The sequence below is a fragment of the Desulfoconvexum algidum genome, assembly GCF_055382125.1.
This window is the reverse complement of sequence record NZ_AP042394.1, coordinates 137,051-163,370: the sequence shown is the minus strand read 5'-3', so window position 1 is coordinate 163,370 and position 26,320 is coordinate 137,051. Positions and strand designations below refer to the sequence as shown.

The window sequence follows — 26,320 nt, the reverse complement described above, 5'->3', positions numbered from 1 at the left end:
CATGGATAAAAAATACGGCGTATATATATGCACAGGCTGTGGAATCGGTGATACACTCGACATGGAAGCCTTGGTCGATGTCCCCGATGAAGAGGGCGTAAATTGTACCACTCATCCCTTCCTGTGTTCCAAAGAAGGCGTTGCCCTCATTCAAAAAGATGTGGATGACGGCAAGGTAAATGCAATGGTCATCGGGGCCTGCTCCAAGCGGGTAAACTTTGACGTGTTCAAATTTGATAATTGCATTGTGGAAAGAGCAAACCTTCGAGAAGGGGTTGTTTGGCCCCATTCAAGGGAAAAATATCCCGCCCTTACCGAAGATCAGAAGGATGATGAAGAACATTTTGACCCCATCCAGATGAAGGCGGAAGACTATATCAAGATGGCTATGATCTGTGTTGAAAAAGTCACTCTGCCCGAACCCTATAAATTAGAATCTTTTTCCAAGAAGATCCTGGTTCTGGGGGGGGGGGTTACCGGAATGGCAGCGGCACTTGATGCAGCTAAAACCGGGTATGAGGTAACTATTGTTGAAAAAACCGATGCCCTGGGCGGATATGCAGGCAAACTTCGCAGCCAGATGCCAGTTGCAGAGCCCTTTGAAGCGCTCCAGACCCCGGTGGTGGAAGCCATGATCCAGGAGATTGAATCCTTTTCAAACATCACGGTCAAAACCAATACACTGGTCGCCCGCATCGCAGGCCAACCCGGTGAGTTCACGGTGACCTTTAAAACCCCCGGTGAAAAGATTCCCTTTGACGTTCCGTTTCCGTGTCCTCCTGAGATGCTGTTGGATGAAAAAGGCAAGGAATTGGATGCCGAATCTGCCCATGCCAAATATCTCGAATACAATGAAGGAAGAGAAGATATCCTTCAATTGGATCCGGATGGCGAACTGTATGGCGCTGTAGTTCTGGCAGCCGGATGGCGACCTGCCGTTCTGGAAGGCGAAGAATATGCCCACCTGGGCGTGGACCTTGCCGATGTGGTTTCCAATGATGAATTTGAAATGATTGCGGCCAAGGGAAAGATTGTCCGACCCTCCGACGGCAAAGAAGCAAAAAACGTGGTATTCATCCAGAGTCCTGGCAAGGATGAAGATGATGCAGATTTTGAATATTGCGGTTCTGTTACCAGCATGGTGGCCCTCAAACAGGCCAAGTATGTCCGAAACGATTATTCAGACGGTAAAGCCTACATCATCTACCAGCACATGAGAACCCCCGGACTCCAGGAATATTTCTACAAAAGCATGCAGCAAGATGATGGTGTTTTCATGACCAAGGGGGCTGTCACAGAAGTTGTCCAACAGGGTGACAGCATTGCCGTCACCGCCGCCCATACCCTTTTGGGAGACAATCTTGCCATCAAAGCGGACATGGTTGTTGTTGCCGGCGGCATGGTACCGGTTACCAAGGATGATCCCATCATCAACCTGGCCTACAGACAGGGACCCGGCTTTCGGGACAATGATCTTTTCGGTCAATATGCAGACTCCAATTACATCTGCTTCCCCTATGAAACCCAGCGAACCGGCGTTTATGCAGCTGGCACCATCAGACGGGCCATGACCATTGAAGAATCCATTGAAGATGCAACGGGTGCTGCGCTTAAGGCCATCCAATGTATTGAAAGTGCCAACCGCGGCATGGCCGTTCACCCCAGGTCTGGTGACATGACCTATCCGGATTTCTTCTTCCAGAGATGTACCCAGTGCAAAAGATGTACGGTTGAGTGCCCCTTTGGCGCCCTGGATGATGATGAAAAGGGAACTCCCAAGATCAACCCCACCCGGTGTAGAAGATGCGGAACCTGCATGGGTGCATGTCCTGAGAGAATTATCACCTTCGCCGATTATACCATTGACAGTATCGGCTCCCAGGTAAAGGCCATCGGCGTCCCCTCTGAAGATGATTATGATGAGCCGCCCTTTAGATTTTTGGCCCTTGTCTGCGAAAATGATGCCTTCCCTGCCCTTGATATGGTGGGAATGAACCGAATTGATTATTCACCCAATGTCCGGTTTATTCCGGTCAGGTGTCTGGGTTCTGTCAATACCATCTGGATTAAAGATGCCCTGGCCCAGGGCCTTGACGGTTGCATTCTCATTGGTTGTAAACATGGGGATGATTACCAGTGCCATTTTATGAAAGGCTCAGAACTAGCCGAAGTCCGGGTAAAAAAGATTGGGGAGGCCCTTGCAAGTCTTGCCCTTGAAGAAGAGCGAGTGGCCTTTGAAGAGATTGCCATTGATGAATATGACAAACTTCCAGGGATTATTAATGCCTTTGTCGAAAAAGTTGAAGAAATGGGCCCCAACCCTTTCAAAGGATTCTAAGGGTAAATTTGCAAAATTATATGGAGGTATATTAGTATGACTGAAAAATATCTTGCACAACCAGATCTTGGGTTTATTGCCCAAGTAAAGGGTCTTGGTGGAGACACACTCAAAAAGTGTTACCAATGCGCCACCTGTTCCGTTGCCTGCCCCATTGCACCGGAAGACAGCCCTTTTCCCAGAAAAGAAATGATCGCGGCATCCTGGGGCCTCAAAGATAAACTGATCGGCAACGGTGATATCTGGCTTTGCCATAATTGCGGTGATTGTTCAGACCTTTGCCCCAGGGGAGCTGCTCCCGGAGACGTGCTTGCGGCTATTCGATCGGTTGCCATTATCGAATATGCAACGCCAAAGGCACTGGCAAGGGCGGTGAATGACCCGAAAAAACTGCCCTTCCTGATCGGCATCCCGGCCATTTGGTTTGCCCTTCTGGCCTTCATCACCATGAATTTTGGTGATACCATGACCAAAATTTTTAATGTCCTCTTCGGGGATGCCCTTGGGGGTCGCCTTCACTGGTCCCATGCCCACGAGGGAGCACATGTGATATCCCATTCCAATTTCTTTTCCACCTGGTTTGTGGATATGACCATGATTCCCACAGCCACCTTTGCTGTCATTGTATTCGTGCTGGCATTGAAACGCTTTATTGTGGATATTCATAAAAATGCCGTATCGGAAGGAAAAACCGACAAGACCACCCTGAACTATAAAGAACTCTTTCAGGCTCTTCTCCGGGTGATTCCCACCATACTCAAACATGATAAGTTCAACGAATGTGAAACAAATAAAGACCGTGCCACCCCGCATATGATGGTGTTGTATGGATTTATCGGACTTTTCATTGTCACAGCAGTCTGTGGAATGATGCTGTATCTTGGCGGATATCCCGGCCCCTACCCACAGCTGAACCCCATTAAATGGCTTGCCAATATTGCCGGGGTTTCTCTGGTCATCGGTTCCGGCCTGATGATCAAAAACCGGCTGAGCAATAAAGATACGCTGAACACTTACAAAGACTGGCTTATCCTGGGAATCGTTTTTACCCTGGGATTGACCGGTATGCTGACGGAAATGGCGCGTTTGGCCCATTTGGAATACATTTCCTATGCGCTTTATTATGTGCATTTGATTGCTATCTTCAACCTGTTTGCATTCCTGCCGTTTTCAAAAATGGCACATATTGTTTACAGATTTACTGCCATGGCCTATGCAGAATATGGAAATAGAAGATAAGGGTTAGGTTTGTTTTTTAGTGAAAGGAGGCTGGTGCAAATCAGCCTCCTTTTTTTTTTGATTGCATTTTGTGGGAATCAGTAATACTCCAATAATCACACTTTTTTATAGAATGACAAACAGGAAGGAGAAAAAATTTTGCAGCAGGGAACAATCAAGTGGTTTAATTCAAAAAAAGGATTTGGATTTATTGCCCAGGAATGCGGAGAAGACATTTTTGTGCATCATTCGGCCATCGAAATGACGGGTTTTAGAACTCTGGCCGAAGGAGAAGTGGTTGAATTTGAAACACAGCAGAATGACAAGGGACTGTCTGCTACCAGAGTGTTAAAAGTCTAAGAGCAACTATTCGCCCATGGGAACCGTTGTATAGGGGATCTTGGTCTTATAATTTCTTTTCACCCGCCTGCCGCAGCGAGGACTGCGGCATAAAAGTCCATTTTTTCCCCCTCTAAATCCTCGAATTAAATCCAGTATATCTAAATAGTTTTTATAATGACTGAATTTTAAGATTGCATAAAATCCAAATTCCTATATGATGGTAATAATATTTACCCAAAAAAGGAGATTGGTTAGAGTGAGCAAGATTGCAGTATTACCAGGCGATGGAATTGGACCCGAGGTCATGGCCCAGGCAATTAAAATTCTGGATGCAGCCGCAAAAATATATGAATTTTCCCTTGAATACGAATTTGCCGATATTGGCGGCGCTGCCATTGACAATCATGGCAAAGCACTTCCCGCCTCTACCCTTTCTCTGTGCGAACAAAGCGATGCGATCTTATTTGGCTCCGTGGGAGGACCCAAATGGGAGACCCTGCCACCGGCGGAACAACCCGAAAGAGGCGCCCTTCTCCCTTTAAGAAAACACTTTGGCCTATATTGCAACCTGCGGCCGGCCAAAGTATTCCCCACACTGGCATCGGCATCGCCCCTGAAGCCTGAAATTGTTCAAAACGGTTTTGATATCCTCTGTGTGCGGGAACTCACCGGCGGCATCTATTTTGGAGAACCCAAGGGAAGACGGGGTTCGGGAAAAGATGAAACGGCCTTTGATACAATGGTATATTCCAGGTTTGAGATTGAACGAATTGCCAGAATGGCCTTTGAAGCAGCCCGGCTGCGAGACAAACGCGTCACTTCCGTTGACAAGGCGAATGTATTATTTTCCATGGTGCTCTGGCGGGAGGTCGTAACAGAAATCGCAAAGGAATACCCCGACATCTCCTTGAACCATATCTACGTGGACAATGCCACCATGCAGCTTGTCCGCAATCCCCACCAGTTTGACGTATTGCTCTGCGGCAACATGTTTGGGGACATCATTTCAGATGAATGTGCCATGATTACCGGCTCCATGGGCTTGCTGGCCTCGGCCAGCCTGAACGAAGATAAATTTGGACTCTATGAACCAGCCGGTGGATCTGCTCCGGACATTGCCGGCAAAGGCATTGCCAATCCCATCGCCCAGATCCTGTCCTGTGCCATGATGCTCAAGTACACCCTTGGACAACCCCAGGCGGCTGATGCCATTGAATCCGCCATATCCAGCGTTTTGGAAGCTCAAATATTCACGGCAGATCTGACCGGCCAGGTAGAAAAATCTGTGGATACGAATGCCATGGGCGATGCAATTTTAAAAGAGTTAGTGGCATTGGCCTAAAAATTTTCATGGCCATCCCGGCACTCTGATTTTACAGGAGGTCACTTTCAACCCCTTTGAAATGACCTCCCCCCCTCTTTTGGGTCCCCACACCCCTTCCAACAAACAGCCCAGATGTTTCTCCTTGACTTTATACTTTTTTTTTCTTAGTTAATTATATTATTTCTCTAACAGCCAAATTTGGCCCAATCCTTATCCTGGATGAAAAAAAAGAATGAAATTAAAAATCAAAACAGTGGTGTTTTTATTGTGTACCGTTTGCTGGATGTCTTCTTGCCAAAAGGAAGAGGTGGCAACCCAGGCCCCCCCTCCACCTGAAGTAAATATTTACATGACAAAAGCAGAAGAGGTGCCTATTTATCAAACCTATGTGGGTCAGGTTTATGGAGCAAAGGACATTGCCATTCGCGCCCGGGTTGAAGGATTTTTAAAGGGAGTTCATTTTCAGGAAGGCTCGATTGTTACAGAGGGGACACTTTTGTATACCATTGATCAACAGCCCTTTGAAGCCCAGGTGGCTGCCCAGAGGGGACTTGTGGCCGAGGCCAATACCCGGTTAACCAAAGCCAAAAACGATCTGAACCGATACCGGCCCCTTGCGGCCAAAAATGCTGTCAGCAAGAGCGATCTGGATGCAGCCGAAGCACAGTACGAGGCGGCCCAGGGCGCTTTAGATGCTGCCAATGCCAACTTGAGGGCCGTTGAGATTCAAAAGGGATATACCAAAATTTATTCCCCCATTTCCGGCATCATCGGGAAGACAAAGGCCAAGGTCGGAGATTTCGTTGGCAGGGATGCTAATACCATCATTTTGAACACCGTCTCCAATACCGACCATATCCTGGTGGAATTTTTTCTGTCAGAAACCCAATACTTGATAGTTGCCCGAAGATTCTTAAGCGAAACAGGGGCAGAAAAACAAAATCCAGAAAAAAAATCCCGGGAAATTGAGCTTATTTTAGCAGATGACAGCATTTACAAACACAAAGGAAAGTTAACTTTCATTGACCGCATGGTGGATCCCATGACCGGTGCCATATTGGTCCAGGCCTCTTTTCCTAATCCCGAAGGCCTGTTGCGTCCGGGCCAGTTTGCCAAGGTAAAAATTCAAATCGACACGGCCGAAGAGGGCATCCTGCTTCCCCAGAGGGCTGTCACCGAACTCCAGGGAATGAACCGGGTGTTTGTGGTGGATGAAAAAAATACGGTCCAGGAACGAAAGGTCGAATTAGGTCCCAAGGTTGACAATCTCTGGCTGATCCGGGAAGGGGTAAAACCGGGTGAACGCATTATTTTTGAGGGCCTCCAAAAAGTTGCCGATGGGGTTGTTGTCAAACCGGTTGAAACAAAATTCAAACGCATAAAACAAGGGCAATAATTCACATGGGAAACTTTTTTGTCAGGCGGCCCATTGTCGCCATTGTTATGGCTATCATAACCACCATTGTGGGAACCTTGTCCATCAAGGGCCTTCCCATGGAACAATACCCCAATATCACCCCCCCCATTGTACAGGTGAGGGCCAATTACACCGGGGCCAACGCCATCAATGTGGAACAATCCGTTGCCACCCCCCTTGAACAACAGATCAACGGGGTGGATAACATGATTTACATGAAATCCACCAATGCCAATGACGGCAGCATGTCCATCGATATTTCCTTTGAAGTGGGTACTGATCCGGATATGAACACGGTGTTTGCCCAGAACAAGGTGTCTGCCGCAACCGCTAAGCTGCCCGAAGAAGTCGCCCGCATGGGGGTAACCACTCAAAAATCCCTGCCCAATATCCTTATGCTGATGGCCCTGACCGATGAAACCGGGGAATATGACCAGACCTTTTTAAACAACTATGCCCTCATCAATATCAAGGATATACTGGCCCGGATCAAAGGTATCGGACGGGTGGATATCATTGGAGCCTCTGATTATTCCATGCGGATCTGGATCAAACCGGACCGGTTGGCCCAGTTAGGTATCACCGTTCCCGAAATCATCAATGCCATCCGGGCTCAAAATATCATCGTCCCCGGCGGAAAATTTGGAGCGGAACCGGCGCCAGAGGGAACAGAATTCACCTACACCGTCCGCCTGCCCGACCGGCTGCAGTCGGAAAAAGAGTTCGGAGAAATTGTTATCCGAACCACCGAAACCGGTTCCCAGGTCAAGATCAAGCATATTGCACGGGTGGAATTAGGGGTGGAATCCTATCATGCTTTTACACGGCTCAATGGAAAATCCTGTGCTATTATCGGCCTGTACCAGGCCCCGGGTTCCAATGCAGTTCAGTTGGCCCAAGATGCCAAAACCGCCATGGAGGAACTTTCCCTGTCCTTTCCCAAGGGTATTAAATATGATGTCGCCCTGGATGCAACCCTGCCCATTACCAAGGGCATTGAAGAAATCATTGAAACCCTCTTCATCGCACTTGCCCTGGTTATCCTGGTGGTCTTTATCTTTATCCAGGACTGGCGGGCCACCCTCATCCCGACTCTGGCCATACCGGTTTCCCTTCTCGGGGCATTCATGGCCTTCCCCTTGCTGGGATTCACCATCAACACCCTTTCCCTGCTCGGCCTGGTGCTTGCCATCGGTATTGTGGTGGATGATGCCATTGTGGTGGTGGAGGCAGTTCAGGTAAACATGGCAAAGGGAATGAATGCCAAAGATGCAACAAACCTTGCCATGAAACAGGTAACAGCCCCTATCATTGCCACCACCCTGGTGCTGGTGGCGGTTTTTGTACCCGTTGCAATGATGGGGGGGATCACGGGCAGCTTATACCAGCAGTTTGCCATCACCATTGCCGTTTCCGTTCTCTTCTCATCCATGAATGCCCTGACCCTGAGCCCGGCCCTTTGCGGACTTTTACTCAAGCCCCCCAAACCCTACCGGGGTCCTTTGGGATGGTTTTTCTCCATATTCAATAAAATTTTTGACCGTTCGACCAAAACTTACATGAGGTTTGCCCATGTGTTGGCCCGGAAAATCATTATGGGCCTTATTTTCATCGTTGCCCTTGCTGTGGGAACCGGTATGCTCGGCAAAATACTTCCCGGAGGGTTCATGCCCGCAGAAGACATGGGATACCTCTTTGTTAATGTTCAGCTGCCCGACGCAGCTTCCCTCCAGCGCTCGGACGCCGTCACCAAAAAAATAGAAAAACTCATCAAACGCTATCCGGAAGTGGAATATATCACCACGGCCACAGGGTTTAGCATGCTTTCCGGCAGTATGAGTTCCAATTCAGGCTTTTTATTTCTCTCGTTAAAAGACTGGGATCAACGAAAAAAAACAGTGGCGGATCTTGTGGGGGAACTGAACCGTGACTTTTTCCTCAATGTCAACGAAGCCCAGGTGTTTGCCTTTGGCCCCCCCGCTATTCCGGGCCTTGGCAGCGGTTCCGGTTTCAGCATGATGCTCCAGGACAGGGGGGGAAAGACCCCGGCCTACCTGGGTGAGCAGGCGACTAAATTTATACAGGCCGCCCAGGCAAGACCGGAAATTGGGTCTATCTATACCACCTTTCGCCCCAGTGTCCCCCAAAAATTTATAGAAGTTGACCGGGATAAGGCCCTGAAAGCCGGGATTTCCCTCAATGATATGTACACCACCATCGGCGCATTTCTAGGAGGCGCCTACGTCAACGACTTCAATCGCTTTGGCCGGCTTTACAAGGCCTATATCCAGGCAGAGCCGGAATACAGAGAAGATGAGAAAAAAATCGGCCTGTTTTTTATCAAAAACGGGGAGGGAAAATCGGTCCCCCTCTCTGCTTTTGTGAAGGTCAGTGAAGTATACGGCGCCGACTACACCAACCGGTTTAATCTGCTCAGGGCAACGGAATTAAGCGGGGGGCCAGCAACGGGATATACATCGGCCCAGGCCCTGACAGCTCTGGAAGAAGTCGCAGCAGATGTGCTTCCCGACGACATGACCTACTCCTGGAGCAATATGTCCTACCAGGAAAAAAAGGCGGCGGGTTCCGGGGCAACGGTTTTTGTATTTTCCCTTCTTTTTGTCTTTCTCATTCTGGCAGCCCAATATGAAAGCTGGTCTCTGCCCTTCAGCATACTTCTGGGAACCCCTTTTGCTATTTTCGGTGCATTCCTGGCCGTGCTTGTGGCCCGGCACTACGATCTGGCCTATGAAAATAATATTTTTGCCCAGATTTCCCTGGTAATGCTCATTGGCATGGCAGCCAAGAATGCCATCCTCATTGTGGAATATGCCAATGAAAAATTCCAGGAAGGATTGTCTCTTTACGATTCTGCCCTTGAGGCGGCAAAATTGCGGTTCAGGCCGATTCTCATGACCGCCTTTTCTTTTATCCTGGGCATTTTGCCCCTGGTAATTGCAACCGGAGCAGGCGCCCAGGCCAGAAAAGTGATGGGGATGTCCCTTTTGGGAGGAATGGCCCTGGCAACCCTTCTGGGTGTGTTTTTCTACCCCATGCTTTTTATTTTCATTGGTAAAATCGGCCGGTATGAAAAGAAACGTGATCAAAAAAAAGAGGTTTAAACGATGAACTTTAAAAAATATTTTCCCGGGGTCATCCCCGCCAGCCTTCTCATGGGCCTCCTTCTCATGGCCTTTCTCGTTCAAGGATGCACCGTGGGGCCGGATTTTACCCCCCCACAGATCAAAACCCCGGATACATTCCGCTCCACCCTCAAAGGTGATGCAAAGACCACAAGTGACCTGAAATGGTGGGAATTATTTGATGATCCCATTCTCTTTCAACTGGTCAACACCGCCCTTGAAAACAACAAAAATGCAAAAATTGCCCTGAGCAGCATTGAACAGGCAAGGGCAGAACTTGGCTTTTACAAGGCAGATCAATATCCCGCAATCGGCATCAGCGGTGGGTTGTCCACGGGAAATTACGGCGGCGCCCGTTCAAACGATACCACCAGTAATGCCTATATTGCCCCCATGTTAAATTGGGAGCTGGATTTTTGGGGTAAATTTAAAAGATCCACAACTGCTGCAAGAGAAAGGCTTTTGGCCTCAGAATATGGTATGCGGACCATTCAAATCGGTCTGATTACAGACGTGGTCAGCACCTATTATCTCTTGCTGGACTACCACCAGCGATTAACAATCTCCCGGGAAACGCTTCTTTCCCGGACCAAAAGTCTTGGGATCATTCAGCTGCGGTTTGATAAAGGCATTATTCCTGAAATTGATGTAAATCAGGCCCAGATCCAGACAGCCATTGCAGCAGGTTCAATTCCCAAGTACGAGCGGGCCATTGCCAATGCTGAGAATGCCTTGAGCCTCCTCATGGGACAGCTCCCCCGGGAAATCCGAAACAAAGAGTCCCTGGACTTGCAGAAGATCCCCCCTTTTATTCCCGATTTCCTCCCCTCCCAACTGCTTGAACGGCGGCCTGAGATCCGAGAGGCCCTGGCCCTGCTCAAAGCCCAAAACGAGGAAATTGGGATTGCCGTGGCACAGCGTTTCCCTGCCATCAGCTTAACCGGTCTTCTCGGGATTGCCAGCAGTGACCTGGGTGCCGTCACCAGCAGCGGGGGTATCTGGTCTGTGGGGGCTGGCCTGGTCGGTCCCCTCTGGGATTTTGACAAGAGCAAAAGCCGGGTGGATATCCAGACAGAACTGACCAAACAGGCCTTATACCGCTATGAAAATATTGTGTTGATCGCCTTCACCGAAGTGGAGGATGCCCTGGTTGAAATAGAGACCTATCAAAGGGAGCTAACAGCTGCCAGCCAAAAGGTGACGGCGGCTCAAAATGCCAATAGCCTCTCCTTTGAACGCTATGATAAAGGGGTCAGCAGTTACCTGGAGGCATTAGATTCCGAGCGAACGCTTTTCAGCGCCCAGTTGGAACTTTCAGAATTGAAACGAAATTTTTTCAATGCCTATGTAAAATTGTATAAATCACTTGGCGGCGGTTGGATAAACGAGACTGAGGTAAAATCCCCTCCCCCTTCCTGAACCCAAAATTAAATTGCAGTGAAAAAAAGCAAGTTCTTATCCAAATAAAACAAACAGGTTGACTAATTTGAGTGAACCTGAAAATTTGTTATGCTTTTCTATGCAGGAATACAATATTTAAATATAAATAACTGTTTTAATAGGATTTAAATCTAATCATGGTATAAAACCATGTGAGATTGACTATAATGGATACTGCTCTTCCCCTTTTTTACCCTTTGTGTATGCCGGGGCATGGTGGTTTTGAACAAATAAAATAAGGACATCTATAATGAACAAAAAATCTTTTTTCCAATTTGGGATTCAAAATAAAATTTTATTCCCCATAGTTTTAATGCTTTTTTTATCAATCCTTGCTATCTCCGTTTATTCATACAGGCAGCAGAACCACATTATCAATGACCTGATGGCAAACATCGTGACCACATCTTTAGCACAAATTGCCTCAGATATTGATCGATCCGAAGATTCCATACAGGCCTTAAAAAAAGCGTTAAACAAAAATTACCTTCGCCAGGCAAGGGCCATCAGGGAAATATTTGAAAAAAATCCAGATATGATTTCAACCCAAAATATAATTGCCCTGGCAAAAGATATTGGTGTGGATGAAATCCATGTCGTGGATGAAAACGGAATACTTAGATGGGGAAATATTACCGGGTTTTATGGTTTTGATTTCAGCACCACAGACCAGACCCGATCCCTGCTCAAGGGGTTGAAAGACAAAACCTTTGAACTGGCACAGCGACCCACGGAAAGAGGTGCAGACAAGGTATTCTTTCAATACATAACGATTGCAAGAAGGGACACCCCAGGCCTTATTCAGATTGGTGTTCAGCCAAAAGAACTTCAAAAATTGATAGCAAAAACAGACCTGCAGACCATTGTTAAAAACCAGAGGGTCGGTGAAAAAGGATATGCAGCTCTTATGGATCTTGAGGGAAGGATAATTGCACATCCTGATTCCCAGAAAATAGGGTCAAAAATTACCGACCTTGAATGGGGCCAAAAAATTGTCCAGCAAAAGCAGGGAAAGCTTAAATATTTTTTTAACGGCCAGGAACATTTTTCCGCCTTTCAACAAAAAACTGATAAAATTATCCTGTCAACCCTGACGACAGAACCATATATGGCACCTTTAAAGCAGCTGCGAAACCGGATGATCATGGCTGCTATCCTCTCCATGGTGATTTCAGTCCTGGTTATCGTTACCATTGTCAGGAAGATTGTTATCTCAGTTAACCACGCCGTCAATGGCCTCAAGGACATCTCGGAAGGAGAAGGAGACCTTACAAAACGACTTACAATTAGCAGTAACGATGAAATTGGGGAACTCGGAAAATGGTTTAATGTCTTTATAGAAAAACTCCAAGGGATCATCACCCATATTTCAAAAAACTCAGGTGATCTAAACGGTTCATCCGACACGCTTTTAACCATAGCAAAAGAGATGTCTGATGAGGCCAATAATATGTCCGAAAAATCTCAGTCGGTTGCAACCGCTGCAGAAGAAATGAGCGCCAATATGACATCAGTGGCCGCTGCTGCTGAAGAGTCTTCTGCTAATATTAATATGGTTTCTGCGGCAGCCGAAGAAATGACATCAACGATTAATGAAATTGCACAAAATACCGAAAAAACGAAACTTACAAGCAATGATGCCGCGATTCAAGCAAAGAGCGCATCATCCAAAATTAATGATTTAACAAAAGCTGCCCTAAAGATTGGCAAGGTTGTTGAAACCATTACCGATATTTCGGAACAAACAAATTTGCTTGCTTTAAATGCCACAATAGAAGCTGCCCGGGCTGGTGAAGCAGGAAAGGGATTTGCTGTTGTTGCGGCTGAAATAAAAGTTTTGGCAAGGCAAACAGCAGAAGCAACATTGGATATTAAAGAAAAAATCGAGCAAATACAAACGTCAACAAAAGATTCTGTTTCTGAAATTGCACAGGTGACAAACGCTATTTTGAATGCCAATGAAATGATTGATACGGTTGCTGCTGCGGTTGAAGAACAGTCTGCGACCACAAAAGAAATTGCTGAAAATGTGAATCAGGCAGCTCTGGGTATTCAGGAAGTTACTACAAATGTCGCCCAAAGTTCGGTGGTGTCACATGAGATCGCAAAAGATATTGCCGATGTTAATCATTCATCAAATAAAATGTCTGAGAATAGTCATAAAGTAACCAAAGATTCTGAAGGACTGAGTAATTTATCCGAAGAGCTTAATAAAACTGTAGATCAATTTATTATTTGATAAATGAGCATTCGTTCGGTTATCAAACGAACAAGAAAAATAAAAAGGGTTTCAGCAAAGTGCTGAAACCCTTTTATATTGTGGCGGGAGTGACGAGACTCGAACTCGCGGCCTCTTGCGTGACAGGCAAGCGTTCTAACCAACTGAACTACACCCCCGTATGTCACTTTTGTTGGTGGGCGATGCAGGGCTTGAACCTGCGACTTCAACCTTGTAAGGGTTGCACTCTCCCAACTGAGTTAATCGCCCGAAAGCAGAGAGGTTATAACAATAAACAAAAATGGTGTCAAGCACTAAATACTCAAATTTTACTTTTTCCTTCCAATAAAAAAAAGGCGGCAGGATTCTTCACCAGGGCCTTGCAACACGCGCATATTAGTGGTATATTTGTAGCCAATAGTAAAATGTAAGAATACAATTACTCGATAAAATCTAAAGCAGGGCATTTTTCTTTTTTTTCTTCTGAGGCTTCCAGTCACAAAGAATGATCGTAAATTCTTAACCCGTCTTTTTTATCGCTAAAGCAATATCCCAGTTTGAATGAAGGAGTTTGACCATGGAACCAGTCCAAGGATATCTGGAAATAATGGACAAAGGGTTTGGTTTTTTAAGGACCATTGAAGAAAACTTTCAACCCCAGCCCGAAAATCCCTACGTCCCCAATAGCCTTATCAGAAAATTGAATCTCCGGGAAGGTTGTTTTATCCAGGGATTTGGTGAAAAGAAAAGCCCCAGGAATCTTAACCTTGCCCTGATCCGCATAGAGACCATCAATGGTCTTCCCTTTGATGAATTTGCTGACGTGCCAATGCTCCAGGATCAGACCAGTATCAATCCATTTGAACGATACACCATGGCCCAGGATGAAGAGGATATCACCGGCAAGGCCCTGGACCTGATTGCCCCCCTTGGTATGGGGCAGAGGGGGTTGATTATTTCCCCTCCCAAATCCGGAAAAACAACCATTTTAAGACATATGGCCAATTCAGTTGTTACCAACCATCCAGATTCAAAGGTGTTTATCCTTCTGGTGGATGAACGCCCTGAAGAGGTAACCGATTTCCAACGGGGCCTGACCCAGGCCCATGTTCTCTATTCTTCTGCTGACCAGCAGATCGGCCAGCACATGAGGATGACACGCCTTGCCATGCACACAGCCATTCGTTGTGCTGAGATTGGACAGGATGCGGTTGTTTTTATAGATTCCCTGACCCGCATGACCCGTGCCTTTAATGCCGACACAGACAGCCATGGCAAAACCCTTTCCGGCGGCCTTGGCGCCAATGCCATGGAATTTCCCAGAAAAATTTTTGGAGCAGCCAGAAAACTTGAAAACGGAGGTTCCCTAACCATAATGGCCACCATTTTAGTGGACACGGGCAGCCGAATGGATGACATCATCTTCCAGGAATTCAAAGGAACCGGCAATATGGATCTGTTCCTGTCCCGAGAATGTGCGGAACAAAGAATCTGGCCGGCCATCAACATCAATAAATCCGGAACCCGGAAGGAGGACCTTCTCATGGACAAGGACACCCATGAAAACATGGTTCAAATCCGCCGAAAAGTGACAACCAAAGACGAAGTTTCTGCCATGTCTGAATTTATCTCCATGCTCGAAGGCTAGAGCATTTATCTCCATGCTCGAAGGGTAGCGTTTGCTATCTCGAAGGATAACGTTTAATAAATAGATGTTCTCTTAAAAACAAAAGCCCCCTGATCTTGCAAAATCAGGGGGCTTTTATATCTTTTGTCCTATATCTTATACCAGTGCGTGGGTAAGCACCTGGCTCATATCATCCACAAAGACAATTTCCAATTGTTTTTGAATCGATTTAGGAATCTCTCGAACATCTTTTTCATTTTCCACTGATACAATCACTCGCTTAATCCCGTTGGCATGGGCAGCAAGCAATTTTTCCTTGAGGCCGCCAATGGGAAGAACCCTTCCCCTCAGCGTGATTTCACCGGTCATGGCCACTGTCCGGCTGACGGGTTTGTCCGTAAGGATAGAGACAACTGCGGTGCACATGGCAATCCCGGCCGAGGGTCCGTCTTTGGGAATGGCCCCTTCAGGCACATGGATATGGATATCGGTATCCTTGTAAAAATCTTCCCGAATTCCTAAGATCTTGCTGCGGGAACGGACATAGCTGACAGCTGCCTGACTGGATTCCTTCATCACCTCCCCCAGCTTTCCTGTCACCATAACCCGTCCCTTGCCGGGCATGGTAACCGCTTCAATGGTGAGCAACTGGCCTCCGGCCTGGGTCCAGGCAAGACCGGTAACAATCCCTGCCTTATCTTCTTTTTCAAGGCCGCTGTCACGAAATTTTGGCTGTCCCAGATATTTGAGCACCATGGTGGTGGAAATCTGATGGCGCGTTCTCTTATCGGTCTTGACAATCTGGGTGGCAATCTTTCTGAGTACCGATGAAATTTCCCGCTCCAGGTTTCTGACCCCTGCCTCCCGGGTATACTGCTTGATAATCGACCGAATCGCTTTTTTTGAGAACACGGCATCTGAATCATCAAGGCCGGTTTCCCTTAATTGCTTGGGTACCAGGAAACCTGTGGCAATGTGCTCTTTTTCATATTCCGTATAGCCGGGGATCTGGATAATTTCCATCCGGTCTCGCAGGGGCGCTGGTATGTCGTACAATGTATTGGCCGTGGTAATAAAAAGGATTTCAGATAAATCATAATCCACTTCAAGATAATGGTCGTTGAAGTTTTTGTTCTGCTCCGGATCCAACGCTTCCAAAAGGGCTGAGGAGGGATCCCCCCTGAAGTCCGATGTCATTTTATCAATCTCATCCAGGCAGAAAACCGGATTGTTATACCCAGTTTTTTTCAATGTCTGAATAATTTTACCGGGCATGGCCCCCACATAGGTCCGCCGATGCCCACGAATTTCTGCCTCGTCCCTGACACCCCCAAGGGAAATGCGGGCAAATGCCCTGCCCGTTGCAGACGCAACAGATCGGGCCAATGATGTTTTTCCCACACCCGGTGGCCCCACCAGGCATAAAATAGGTCCCTTGATTTTCTTGACCAGAATCTGGACTGCCAGGTATTCAAGAATTCTTTCCTTGGGTTTTTCAAGGCCAAAATGATCTCGATCCAGAATGGATTCAGCCTTTTTCAAGTCAATTTTGGCTCGATTCTTCCTGAACCAGGGCAGCGCAATAAGCCAGTCAATATAATTTCTGACCACAGTGGCTTCAGAAGACATGGGAGACATCATCTTGAGCTTATCCAGTTCCTTTCGAACCACCCCTGAGGCTTCCCGGGACATTCTCTTTTGTTTTATTTTTTTCTCAAGATCTGCAAACTCTCCCGGTCCGCCATCTTCCCCCATTTCCTTTTTAATGGCACGCATCTGCTCATTGAGATAATGTTTTTTCTGGAGCTTTTCCATCTGATCTTTCACTCGACCCTTGATCTTCTGGGACATGGAAAAAACCTCTGTTTCCTTTTGGATCAGTTTGAGCAGGAGAAAAAATCGTTTTTCAATATCTCCGCATTCGAGCAATTCCTGTTTCTCTCCCACCTTGAAGGGCAGTTGGGAAGCGATGGTATCCGCATACCTGGAGGTCTGATCCAAAAGCCCCTCCAGACCCTTAAAAAAACTCTTAGAAACCACTCCAGACAAATTGGCATAGTTCTGGAATGCCTCAAAAACAGTCCGCATGGCAGCTTCAGAGGCTTCCTCAATAATGGGTATTTCCGCAACCGCTTCATAGTCAACCGCCAGAAACCCCTCTTCATCTATCAATTTAAGAATTTTTCCCCGGGCAGAGCCCTCCACAAGGGCCTTGACCGTGCCATCGGGCAACCGAAGCAATTGGGTAATTTTTGCCTCGGTTCCCACCTGGAAGATATCCTGAATATTGGGTTTAAGAACTTCAGGATCCTTCTGGGTGGTGAGAAATATTCTTTTATCGGCAGCCATTGCTTCGGACAAAGCTTTAACAGACTTGTCCCTTCCCACAAACACAGAAGTGGTCATATGGGGGAACAAAACCATATCCCGTAAAGGCACCAGCGGCAGTGTTTTTTTCATTTTTTGATTACCGTCCTGGTTGAAAAACTTAGAAATTTTGATCATTAGAAAACTTTCTGTTTCAGGCCTGCTTTTTGGGCTGTTCGTAAAGAAGGATGGGCTCTTCATTTTTCAGAACAACTTCTTCGCCGACCACACATTCCACAACATTTTCCTTGGAAGGAATCTCATACATGATGTCCAGCATGGTTTCTTCCATGATAGCCCGAAGGCCCCTGGCGCCGGATTTTCTGGAAACCGCTTCCTTTGCCATGGCCACAAGGGCCTCATCCGTAAACTGGAGATCCACCCCTTCCACCTTGAAAAGCTGCTGATATTGTTTGACAAGGGCATTTTTGGGTTCTGTCAGAATCTTGACCAAAGAGCCTTCATTGAGCTCCCCTATGGAGGTGACAATGGGCAATCTGCCAAGAAACTCGGGAATCAACCCGAATCGTATCAGGTCTTCGGGCTTAACCTGTCCCAAAAGCTCCCCGAGATTGACATCTTTCTTTTCAGCTATTTTTGCACCAAATCCCATTGTCTTTTGGGTAAGCCGTCTTTCAACCACCTTTTCAAGGCCGGTAAAGGTACCACCGCAAATAAAAAGGATATTGGAGGTGTCCACTTTTACATAATCCTGCTGGGGATGCTTCCTCCCCCCCTTGGGCGGGATACTGGCGACGGTGCCTTCAATAATTTTCAAAAGCGCCTGCTGAACCCCTTCCCCTGACACATCCCGGGTAATCGAAGGATTATCTCCCCGCTGGGAAATTTTATCGATCTCGTCAATATAGATGATGCCCCTTTGGGCTTTTTCAACATCATAGTCTGCATTTTGAACCAGGGAAAGAACAATGTTTTCCACATCCTCCCCCACATATCCGGCCTCTGTGAGCGCCGTTGCATCGGCAATGGCAAAGGGAACATCCAGAAAGCGTGCAAGGGTCTGTGCAAGAAGAGTTTTACCGCAGCCCGTAGGTCCGATGATCAAAACATTGGATTTTTGAATCTCAACATCATCACTGGTTTTTTCGATTACCGAGGCCAGGCGTTTATAATGATTGTAAACCGCAACGGAAAGCACCTTTTTGGCCTTGTCCTGTTCAATCACATAGGAATCGAGCATGCCCTTGATCTCTTTGGGCACCATAAATTCCTTGGACTCTTCACTCTCTTCGGACTTTTCCTTTTCTTCATCTTCAATGATTTCACTGCACAGCTTGATGCACTCATTACAGATATAAACACTTGGCCCTGCTATCAGTTTTTTGACTTCTTTTTGGTTTTTCCCGCAAAAAGAGCAGAAAAACTGATCCGTGGGTTCTTCTTTTTTAGTCATGTTTTACGACTCCTTTGAAGCCTCCTCGGTTTCTTTTTCCAATTCGCTTCTGTCAGCAACCACCCTGTCAACGATACCGTATTCCAGTGCTTGGGCACCGGACATGAAAAAATCTCGTTCCGTATCAACAGCAATTTTTTCAATATCCTGACCGGTATGCGAGGATAAAATCTGATTCAGGGCAGCTTTCATTCTCAATATTTCATTTGCCTGGATCTGTATATCGGTTGCCTGCCCCTGGGATCCCCCTGAGGGTTGGTGAATCATTATTCTTGCGTTGGGCAGGGCAAACCGTTTGGTTTTCGCCCCTGCCGCCAATAATAATGCCCCCATGCTTGCCGCCTGGCCAATACAGACAGTGGCAACATCGGGTTTTATATATTGCATGGTATCATAAATAGCCATACCAGCGGTTACCACTCCTCCCGGAGAATTTACATAAAAGCTGATATCTTTTTCAGGATCTTCTGATTCCAAAAATAAAAGTTGGGCCACAATAACATTGGCAACTTCGTTGTCTATGGCAGATCCCAAAAATATAATTCTGTCTTTTAACAGACGCGAATAAATATCGTAGGCACGCTCTCCCCTGTTGCTCTGTTCAACAACCATTGGAATTAGAGGCACGATTGAACTCCTTTAATTATCTCGTTTCTATGTTTAATGCATAAATAACATACACTAAGATTCAGTGTCTTCTTTGGCGTCTTCTTTGACGTCTTCTTCAGCAGTTTTAGGTTCCACTTCTGAAACGCTGCCTTTTTCTATTATAAGATCAATCGCCTTTTTTTCAAGCTGGGTATGGGTATAATATTCCAGTTGTTTGGGATCCATCTTAAAATAATTTTTAATGGAATCCACTGGGGCATTCATGCCAACGGCCATCTCCTCAAAGCTTTTATCCAGTTCTTCTTCGGTAAGTTCAAGCGCTTCCTGAGTGATCACCTTGTCCAGAATCAAATGTCTTCTGGCCTGTTTTTCAGCGACATCCCGGTACTGGGTTTTCAAAATGTCACGGCTCAAGCCGGCTTCTTCAAGACTGGTGTTATTCTGGGAATAAGCTTGTTCCGCTTCTGCAATAATGCCGTTAAGTTCCCCGTCCACCATGGCATCAGGAACTTCAAATACATATTTTTCAAGCAGATGGACAAATACCTGCTCGCTCATCTCATGTTTCACCCGCTGAGCATAGCCTTTCTCAAGATTTTCACGAATGGAGGTCCGGACCTCATCAAGGGTTTCAAATTTACCCAGATCCTTTACAAGGTCATCGTTTGCTTCCGGAAGAACCTCTTCCTGAATTTCCTTGAGACTCACCTTGTAAACAATGGTTTTCCCTTTAAGATTTTCATCATGGAAATCATCTGCATAAACAACTTCAACCTCAAGATCCTGGACCGGAATGGCACCGATCAATTTTTCTGAAAATTGATCGGGTAATGCACCCTGCCCAATACCCATCACATAATTTTCGATTTTCGGTGTTCCGGCAAAGGCTTCTTCGTTTAAAAATCCTTCATAGTCAATCAGAACAAAATCCGTTTCTTTAACAGGACGTGGTTCCGCAACCGTCTCTTTCTTGGCCAGGGTCTTTTGGATCATGTATATCTGACTTTCAATCTCGGCATCGGAAACGGCATAAGCTGTCTTTTCAAGGGCAATCCCCTCAAAGGCAATATCATCAAGCTCAGGCTTTATTTCCACAGTAATCTCAAAGGCATAGGCCTCATCTGGATTCAACTCCGGCGGATCCAGCTGGGGACCTCCCACAATATTCAACTTGTGTTCCTGAATGGTTTCCACAAATGAGTCTTGAATCAGACGGGGGGCAATCTCCGCATGAACATCTTTGGCAAATCTGTTTTCAAGGACCTTTCTGGGAATTTTTCCCTTTCTAAATCCTTTTACATCTGCTGTTTTTTTCAGTTCATTATAGGCTTTGTTAAGCTCTTTTGCGATAGTTTCCTTTGGAATTTCAAAAGAGAGCACTTTTTTGACACTGCTCTTATCTTCAATTTTTACCTGCATGTTTCCGTCCCGTTTATAATAATATTAGTAATGATATTAATTTGAACTATTCTTAAACAATTCTTCATAAAATTAAAAAAGTATGTCATATATCTATAATTATTGCGTGATATAATACATACTATACACAAAGTTTACTAAGATAACGCTTATAAATAAAGGTGTCAAGAAAATTGACCAAAGAAATATCCCGGCTCTTGTTCATAGCCTTACTTGTGACAATCGTGTTCCCTTGCGTGGCAGATGCCCTGACAATAAAAACCACCCGAAAGGTCGTCGTTCTGGATCCGGGCCATGGCGGCAAAGATACTGGGATCATATCCACCACCGGCATCCTTGAAAAACAAATCGTCCTGAAGCTTGCCCGAATGACAGCAAACCTGCTCGATGACCGATACCACCCCCTTTTAACCCGCACAACAGACACCCGCCTGTCAGCGACAGATCGAACTGCTTTTGCAAACCGAAACAAGGCAGATCTTTTTCTCAGCCTCCATCTCCACGCAATGAAAAACAAAAGTTTTTTCTTCTACTTTGGTACGCCTGACACAAACCCTGCGACCAATACCACCAAATGGGAAACCCAAGGGTTGGCACACCAGCAAACGAGCAAACAGGCAGCAGCTCTTTTTGCAAAAATATTCCAGAATCCAAACCAAGAGACCAAACCCCATTTCGGACCTGCCCCTGTCATTCCCTTGGAAGGCTTGCAAATGACAGCCATATTGGCAGAACCGTTCACCATCTCAGATATCCCCACGGCTGTCGAGCAGCAGGATTTCCTTACCCCCTATGCACAATTGCTGGCCCGCTGCATCGAGGCATACTTTGAAAACAAATTTTAAATTTCTTGCTTTTTAACCCCGTGGATGATATTAAGCATCTTTGTTTTGTTGGCGGGGCGTAGCGCAGCCTGGTAGCGCGCCTGCTTTGGGAGCAGGATGTCGGAGGTTCGAATCCTCTCGCCCCGACCACTAAACAAAAGAATCTAATTGTCCCCCCTACAAAACATCACCCTGCATAATTTTATTTTTTATCCTTCTAAAAATATTTGTAAGTTGTTTCGAGTTGCCCTATTATAGAAAGACCAATGATCAGCAATCTGGATTGCACCGTCAACAACACAGGACAACAAGGTTTAAAATGGTATTTTTTACATCCATCCTCATCGTTATTATTCTCTATTATTTGCAGTCAGACGGACTTATCTATGTCACCATTATTGCCTTGGTGGCAGAGCTGATTAATATTTTCATGACACATACGATGACAAAAGCCGTTGAAAAAAGGTTAACGGTTCAACACAGACGCATTCTGGACGAATACAAAAACCGACTCAACTCCAAGACAAATGCCATAAAAGAATTTGAAAGACTTCAAGAAGACGCTGTCAAGAAACTCTACAATGCCAATATGAAGATAAAAGAATACGAACAAGAGTTGGCCGGGTATAAGACAGCCGCTGAAACAGCTAAAATCCATCAGCCCAAATCCATCATGGAAGAGGCGCCATTGAAAACTTCCCCAGAACAGGCGATGCCGAAAAAAGAATATAGTGATCTTCCAGATGGATCTGCCAGAAACAAAGCAACCGATTAAGATGCTTCCCAACACCCTTTTCCCTGGCCATTAAAATAAATCATTCTCGGGTAATTGTAATTTTAACGATCTGACCTTCTTTGTTCAGGTAGGCAATTCCCTTTGCAAGGGCCATTCTATTAGAAGAATCCACAACCTCGACATCCCTTTCATAGAGAACAATAGGAGAAATTTCCCTTTTTTTCTTTTCCTTACCAAGAACAACAGCCGGTTTGGAGTCAGCGTTTAGTTGTTGTCGTTCAAGGGCCTTTTGCCGGTTATTTTTGTCAGAAAGCGCCTGACGTACTTCACTTCTCTCCTCCACCAGATTTGACAGGCCAGAAAAACCATCTTTTTTATCATCACAGGCAGACAGAACCAGCAGACCAAACAAAATGCTCCATAAGATTTTTCCCCGATTCATTGTTCTTCGCTTATCCCACTCCCTCAACGGTAAACCTGCGATTGAGCCTCATGGTGGTAAAAAGGCCATAGACATCCTTTGTCACATTTATCACTTTCAATTTCCGGTCGGCCTGGTTCAGTGTATTATGGGACGCAATAATAACGCCGATTCCAACGGAATCAACCATTTCAACTCCCTCCAGATCAATTACAATAATACCATCGGATGAATTAATGGCAGACAAAAGATCATCTTTAAACGCTTCTGCCATGGAAGCAACAACATCTGTACCCGGCCTGACAATTGTCTGGTCTGCCTCATTTACGATTTCACTCATATTATTCTCCTAATTTTAGAATAGACATATCCTGCCATGGATTTTTCAGTGTGACCCTGCAAGAAAAAATTTTCATTTATTCCATGCATATTATGTTATCCCAAAAATAATTTTTCATCAAACAATAATTGCATCTTAACAAAAAAATGGGCCCTGTCTATATTGGACTTGAAAAAAAAACAAAAAGCCTTTATATATATTTCTTCCGGCTGGTAGGCCGGGTGGGTTTATTCTGATCGGTCGCCTCGTAACAGAAGGCCATGAACCTCGTCAGATCCGGAAGGAAGCAGCGATAAGTGATCTCTTCTGTGTCGTGGATCGATCCCGGTCATGCAATTTTCCTTTAACCCACCTGCCAGCCGGATCTTTTCTTTCCTCCCCCTCCATACTTTTATAGCTTGACATGCATTTAAACAGACTTATTTTTCAGCCATAATTTAGGTTTTGTTAACCATTTAACGCTTACATATCAGGAATTTTGGAGCTGGAGAACACATTTGGTACTAAAAGAGAAGAAACAAACAAAGGAAAAGAAGCGAGACGATTCTCCCCAAAAAGATGCCCCAGAGAAAAAAGGCCCATTAGCGTCCGGCAAGGGAAAGAATAAAAAAGATGAAATCCAGGAGTTAAAAGACCAGGTGGAGGCTGAAAAAGACCGTGCATTAAGGCTTTCTGCTGAATTTGAGAACTATAAAAAGCGGACCCAAAGAGAAACCAATGACTTTAAAAAGTTTGCCAATGAATCCATCTTCAGGCAACTTCTCTCGGTTGTAGACAACCTTGAACGGGCCATTAGTGCGGCCGAGGAAAATTCAGAGGAATCCGCTCTTTTTGAAGGGGTAAAGCTGACCCACAAGGACATTATCAAGCTTTTTGAAACCTTTAATGTAAAATCGGTGAATGCGGACAATGAATCCTTTGATCCAAACTTTCACCAGGCAGTCACCCAGGAAGAAACTGACGAATTCCCGGATAATACAGTCACAAAGGTACTCCAAAAAGGGTACCTCCTTCATGACAGGTTGATCAGGCCGGCAATGGTTGTTGTTTCAAAAAAAGCAAAAAAAGACACAGAAGAAATCACAGAAGAAATCACAGAAAATTAAAAATATTTTGGAGGGTATGTTATGGGTAAAATTATTGGAATTGACTTGGGCACAACCAACTCTTGCGTCGCAGTCATGGAAGCCGGTGGAGAAGTAAAAATTATCACCAATTCAGAAGGGGGCAGAACCACGCCATCCATTGTGGCAATTACCGAAAGCGGTGAACGTGTTGTGGGCCAGGCAGCCAAACGCCAGGCTGTCACCAACCCTGAAAACACCGTTTTTGGTGTCAAACGACTCGTTGGAAGAAAATTCAGCTCCAAAGAAATTCAGATGGATATCCCCAACCTTCCCTATAAAATTGAAGCGGCCTCCAACGGAGACACCCGGATTAATCTAAGGGGAAAACAATACAGCCCGGCTGAAATATCTTCCTTTATTTTGAGTAACATCAAAAAAACAGCCGAAGACTATCTGGGAGAAGAGGTAACAGAAGCGGTCATCACCGTACCTGCCTATTTTAATGACAGCCAGCGCCAGGCCACCAAGGATGCAGGAAAAATTGCAGGCCTTCTTGTAAAGCGGATTATCAACGAACCCACAGCCGCCTCCCTTGCCTACGGCCTTGACAAAAAAAAGGAAGAAAAAATAGCTGTTTTTGATCTTGGCGGCGGGACCTTTGATGTTTCTGTCCTTGAGATCGGTGATGGTGTCTTTGAGGTAAAATCAACCTCCGGCGACACCCACCTGGGCGGCGAAGATTTTGATTTAAGAATCATTGAATATATTGCAAATGAATTCAAAAAAGATCAAGGTATTGATGTCCGGGGTGATAAAATGGCGCTCCAGCGCCTCAAGGAAGCAGCGGAAAAAGCAAAAATGGAATTGTCCACTGCAACTGAAACCAACATCAATCTACCATTTATAACAGCAGATGCATCGGGTCCCAAACATCTGGATGTCAAATTAACCCGGGCCAAACTGGAATCTCTGGTGGCCGATCTTCTGGACAATCTTGAAAAACCATGCAGAACCGCTCTGAAAGAAGCCAACCTTGGTGCCGGAGGAGTAGACGAAGTGGTTTTGGTCGGCGGCATGACCCGTATGCCAGCCGTTCAGGAAAGAGTTGAGAAAATATTTGGTAAAAAACCCCACAAGGGAGTGAATCCAGATGAAGTGGTTGCCATGGGCGCTGCTGTCCAGGCCGGTGTTCTCCAGGGAGATGTCAATGATGTACTGCTCCTGGATGTTACGCCGTTATCCTTAGGGATTGAAACCCTGGGCGGTGTCATGACCAAACTCATTGAAAAAAATACCACCATCCCCACCAAGAAAAGCCAGGTATTTTCCACTGCAGCCGACAACCAGCCAGCCGTTTCCATCCATGTACTCCAAGGAGAGCGAGAAATCGCAACCGGCAACAAAACTTTGGGACAATTTGAATTGAAAGAAATCCCGCCGGCTCCCAGGGGTGTACCCCAGATCGAAGTTTCCTTTGATATTGATGCCAATGGTATTGTCCATGTGGCGGCAAAGGACAAGGCAACCGGGAAGGAACAATCCATCCAGATCACTGCAGCCAGCGGACTTTCCGAAGAAGAAGTTGACAGAATGGTCAAAGATGCTGAAATGCATGCCGACGAAGACAAGAAGAGAAAGGAACTTGTGGACACCAGAAACCAGGCTGAAAGCCTTTGTGACCAGACTGCAAAGACACTCAAGGAACATGGGGACAAGGTGGATGAGGAGACCAGAAAGGCCATCGAGACAGCTTTGGAAGCATTGAAACTCGCTAAGGATTCAGAAGATGTGGAGGACATAAAAGCCAAAGTTGAAACCCTTTCCCAGGCCTCCCACAAACTTGCCGAGGTCATGTACCAGCAAGCGGCCCAGGAAAACCAAGGGGAAGCAGGAGCTGATGCCGGTGCCCAGGCCAAACCGGCCGATGATGACGATGTTGTGGATGCTGACTTTGAAGAGGTCAAAAAAGACAAATAAAAGATTAGTAATCTGTTGAATATAATCCTGCCGTGGTCTATAGTTGCCCGGCAGGATTTTTTTATATTCATTCACAAGG

19 protein-coding genes, 3 tRNA genes and 1 other RNA gene are annotated in these 26,320 nt (G+C 46.0%); 15 read left to right on the top strand and 8 right to left on the bottom strand.

What is annotated here, in order from left to right:
* Window position 1: 1 nt before the first annotated feature.
* The 8 genes from ACZ45G_RS00705 (at window position 2) to ACZ45G_RS00670 (ending at window position 13,461) form a co-directional block, all read left to right on the top strand.
* The gene (locus ACZ45G_RS00705) at window positions 2-2,338 is read left to right on the top strand and encodes an FAD-dependent oxidoreductase (RefSeq protein ID WP_464174683.1); all 2,337 of its coding nucleotides are present in this window, start codon (window positions 2-4) and stop codon (window positions 2,336-2,338) included.
* 36 nt (window positions 2,339-2,374) lie between these two features.
* Window positions 2,375-3,577 (top strand): quinone-interacting membrane-bound oxidoreductase complex subunit QmoC, encoded by a 1,203-nt coding sequence (gene qmoC, locus ACZ45G_RS00700; RefSeq protein ID WP_464174682.1) that lies wholly within the window; start codon window positions 2,375-2,377, stop codon window positions 3,575-3,577.
* A gap of 138 nt (window positions 3,578-3,715) precedes the next feature.
* Complete coding sequence (locus ACZ45G_RS00695) at window positions 3,716-3,916, top strand: cold-shock protein (protein ID WP_464174681.1); 201 nt, start codon at window positions 3,716-3,718, stop codon at window positions 3,914-3,916.
* Between the two features lie 238 nt (window positions 3,917-4,154).
* Entirely contained in the window at window positions 4,155-5,240 is a 1,086-nt protein-coding gene (gene leuB / locus ACZ45G_RS00690; protein ID WP_464174680.1) for a 3-isopropylmalate dehydrogenase, read from the top strand.
* 214 nt (window positions 5,241-5,454) lie between these two features.
* Window positions 5,455-6,618: an efflux RND transporter periplasmic adaptor subunit gene (locus ACZ45G_RS00685; RefSeq protein WP_464174679.1), complete on the top strand. Its 1,164-nt coding sequence runs from the start codon at window positions 5,455-5,457 to the stop codon at window positions 6,616-6,618.
* Window positions 6,619-6,623: 5 nt separating this feature from the next.
* Window positions 6,624-9,761, top strand: coding sequence for an efflux RND transporter permease subunit (locus ACZ45G_RS00680; protein ID WP_464174678.1), 3,138 nt, complete (start codon window positions 6,624-6,626; stop codon window positions 9,759-9,761).
* 3 nt (window positions 9,762-9,764) lie between these two features.
* Window positions 9,765-11,201, top strand: a complete 1,437-nt coding sequence (locus tag ACZ45G_RS00675; protein WP_464174677.1) for an efflux transporter outer membrane subunit — start codon at window positions 9,765-9,767, stop codon at window positions 11,199-11,201.
* 271 nt (window positions 11,202-11,472) lie between these two features.
* Window positions 11,473-13,461, top strand: coding sequence for a methyl-accepting chemotaxis protein (locus ACZ45G_RS00670; RefSeq protein ID WP_464174676.1), 1,989 nt, complete (start codon window positions 11,473-11,475; stop codon window positions 13,459-13,461).
* Between the two features lie 81 nt (window positions 13,462-13,542).
* Here ACZ45G_RS00670 and ACZ45G_RS00665 read toward each other — a convergent pair.
* Together ACZ45G_RS00665 and ACZ45G_RS00660 are read right to left on the bottom strand one after the other, a co-directional pair.
* Window positions 13,543-13,619: transfer RNA gene (locus tag ACZ45G_RS00665), tRNA-Asp, on the bottom strand.
* A gap of 15 nt (window positions 13,620-13,634) precedes the next feature.
* Window positions 13,635-13,710 (bottom strand) — tRNA-Val (locus ACZ45G_RS00660).
* A 307-nt stretch (window positions 13,711-14,017) separates the two neighbouring features.
* On the opposite strand from ACZ45G_RS00660, the gene rho reads away from it, so the two are divergent.
* Window positions 14,018-15,088, top strand: coding sequence for a transcription termination factor Rho (gene rho / locus ACZ45G_RS00655; protein WP_464174675.1), 1,071 nt, complete (start codon window positions 14,018-14,020; stop codon window positions 15,086-15,088).
* A gap of 135 nt (window positions 15,089-15,223) precedes the next feature.
* Here the strand turns inward: rho and lon are convergent, their stop codons facing one another.
* The 4 genes from lon to tig are packed head-to-tail and all read right to left on the bottom strand — an operon-like array spanning window position 15,224 to window position 20,876.
* Window positions 15,224-17,572 carry an endopeptidase La gene (gene lon, locus ACZ45G_RS00650; protein WP_464174674.1) on the bottom strand — a complete coding sequence of 783 codons (2,349 nt, stop codon included), beginning with the start codon at window positions 17,570-17,572 and terminating at the stop codon, window positions 15,224-15,226.
* Between the two features lie 16 nt (window positions 17,573-17,588).
* Window positions 17,589-18,848 carry an ATP-dependent Clp protease ATP-binding subunit ClpX gene (clpX, locus tag ACZ45G_RS00645; protein WP_464174673.1) on the bottom strand — a complete coding sequence of 420 codons (1,260 nt, stop codon included), beginning with the start codon at window positions 18,846-18,848 and terminating at the stop codon, window positions 17,589-17,591.
* 3 nt (window positions 18,849-18,851) lie between these two features.
* Window positions 18,852-19,475 (bottom strand): ATP-dependent Clp endopeptidase proteolytic subunit ClpP, encoded by a 624-nt coding sequence (gene clpP, locus ACZ45G_RS00640; protein ID WP_464174672.1) that lies wholly within the window; start codon window positions 19,473-19,475, stop codon window positions 18,852-18,854.
* 54 nt (window positions 19,476-19,529) lie between these two features.
* A complete protein-coding gene (tig, locus tag ACZ45G_RS00635; RefSeq protein ID WP_464174671.1) occupies window positions 19,530-20,876 on the bottom strand; it encodes a trigger factor in 1,347 nt (448 codons plus the stop codon).
* 173 nt (window positions 20,877-21,049) lie between these two features.
* On the opposite strand from tig, the gene ACZ45G_RS00630 reads away from it, so the two are divergent.
* From ACZ45G_RS00630 to ACZ45G_RS00620, 3 genes are all read left to right on the top strand, one after another.
* Window positions 21,050-21,721 (top strand): N-acetylmuramoyl-L-alanine amidase family protein, encoded by a 672-nt coding sequence (locus ACZ45G_RS00630; protein ID WP_464174670.1) that lies wholly within the window; start codon window positions 21,050-21,052, stop codon window positions 21,719-21,721.
* A 52-nt stretch (window positions 21,722-21,773) separates the two neighbouring features.
* Window positions 21,774-21,850 (top strand) — tRNA-Pro (locus tag ACZ45G_RS00625).
* 169 nt (window positions 21,851-22,019) lie between these two features.
* On the top strand, window positions 22,020-22,475 hold the full coding sequence (locus tag ACZ45G_RS00620) for a hypothetical protein (protein WP_464174668.1): 456 nt from the start codon (window positions 22,020-22,022) through the stop codon (window positions 22,473-22,475).
* 40 nt (window positions 22,476-22,515) lie between these two features.
* Here the strand turns inward: ACZ45G_RS00620 and ACZ45G_RS00615 are convergent, their stop codons facing one another.
* Window positions 22,516-22,878: a SadB/YajI family lipoprotein gene (locus tag ACZ45G_RS00615; protein WP_464174667.1), complete on the bottom strand. Its 363-nt coding sequence runs from the start codon at window positions 22,876-22,878 to the stop codon at window positions 22,516-22,518.
* A gap of 10 nt (window positions 22,879-22,888) precedes the next feature.
* Window positions 22,889-23,197 (bottom strand): STAS domain-containing protein, encoded by a 309-nt coding sequence (locus ACZ45G_RS00610; RefSeq protein WP_464174666.1) that lies wholly within the window; start codon window positions 23,195-23,197, stop codon window positions 22,889-22,891.
* 234 nt (window positions 23,198-23,431) lie between these two features.
* Between ACZ45G_RS00610 and ffs the strand changes: the two genes are divergently transcribed.
* The 3 genes from ffs (at window position 23,432) to dnaK (ending at window position 26,241) form a co-directional block, all read left to right on the top strand.
* Window positions 23,432-23,528, top strand: an RNA gene (gene ffs / locus ACZ45G_RS00605) — signal recognition particle sRNA small type.
* 166 nt (window positions 23,529-23,694) lie between these two features.
* A complete protein-coding gene (gene grpE, locus ACZ45G_RS00600) occupies window positions 23,695-24,303 on the top strand; it encodes a nucleotide exchange factor GrpE (RefSeq protein WP_464174665.1) in 609 nt (202 codons plus the stop codon).
* 21 nt (window positions 24,304-24,324) lie between these two features.
* The gene (gene dnaK / locus ACZ45G_RS00595; RefSeq protein ID WP_464174664.1) at window positions 24,325-26,241 is read left to right on the top strand and encodes a molecular chaperone DnaK; all 1,917 of its coding nucleotides are present in this window, start codon (window positions 24,325-24,327) and stop codon (window positions 26,239-26,241) included.
* The last annotated feature ends 79 nt before the right edge of the window (window positions 26,242-26,320 follow it).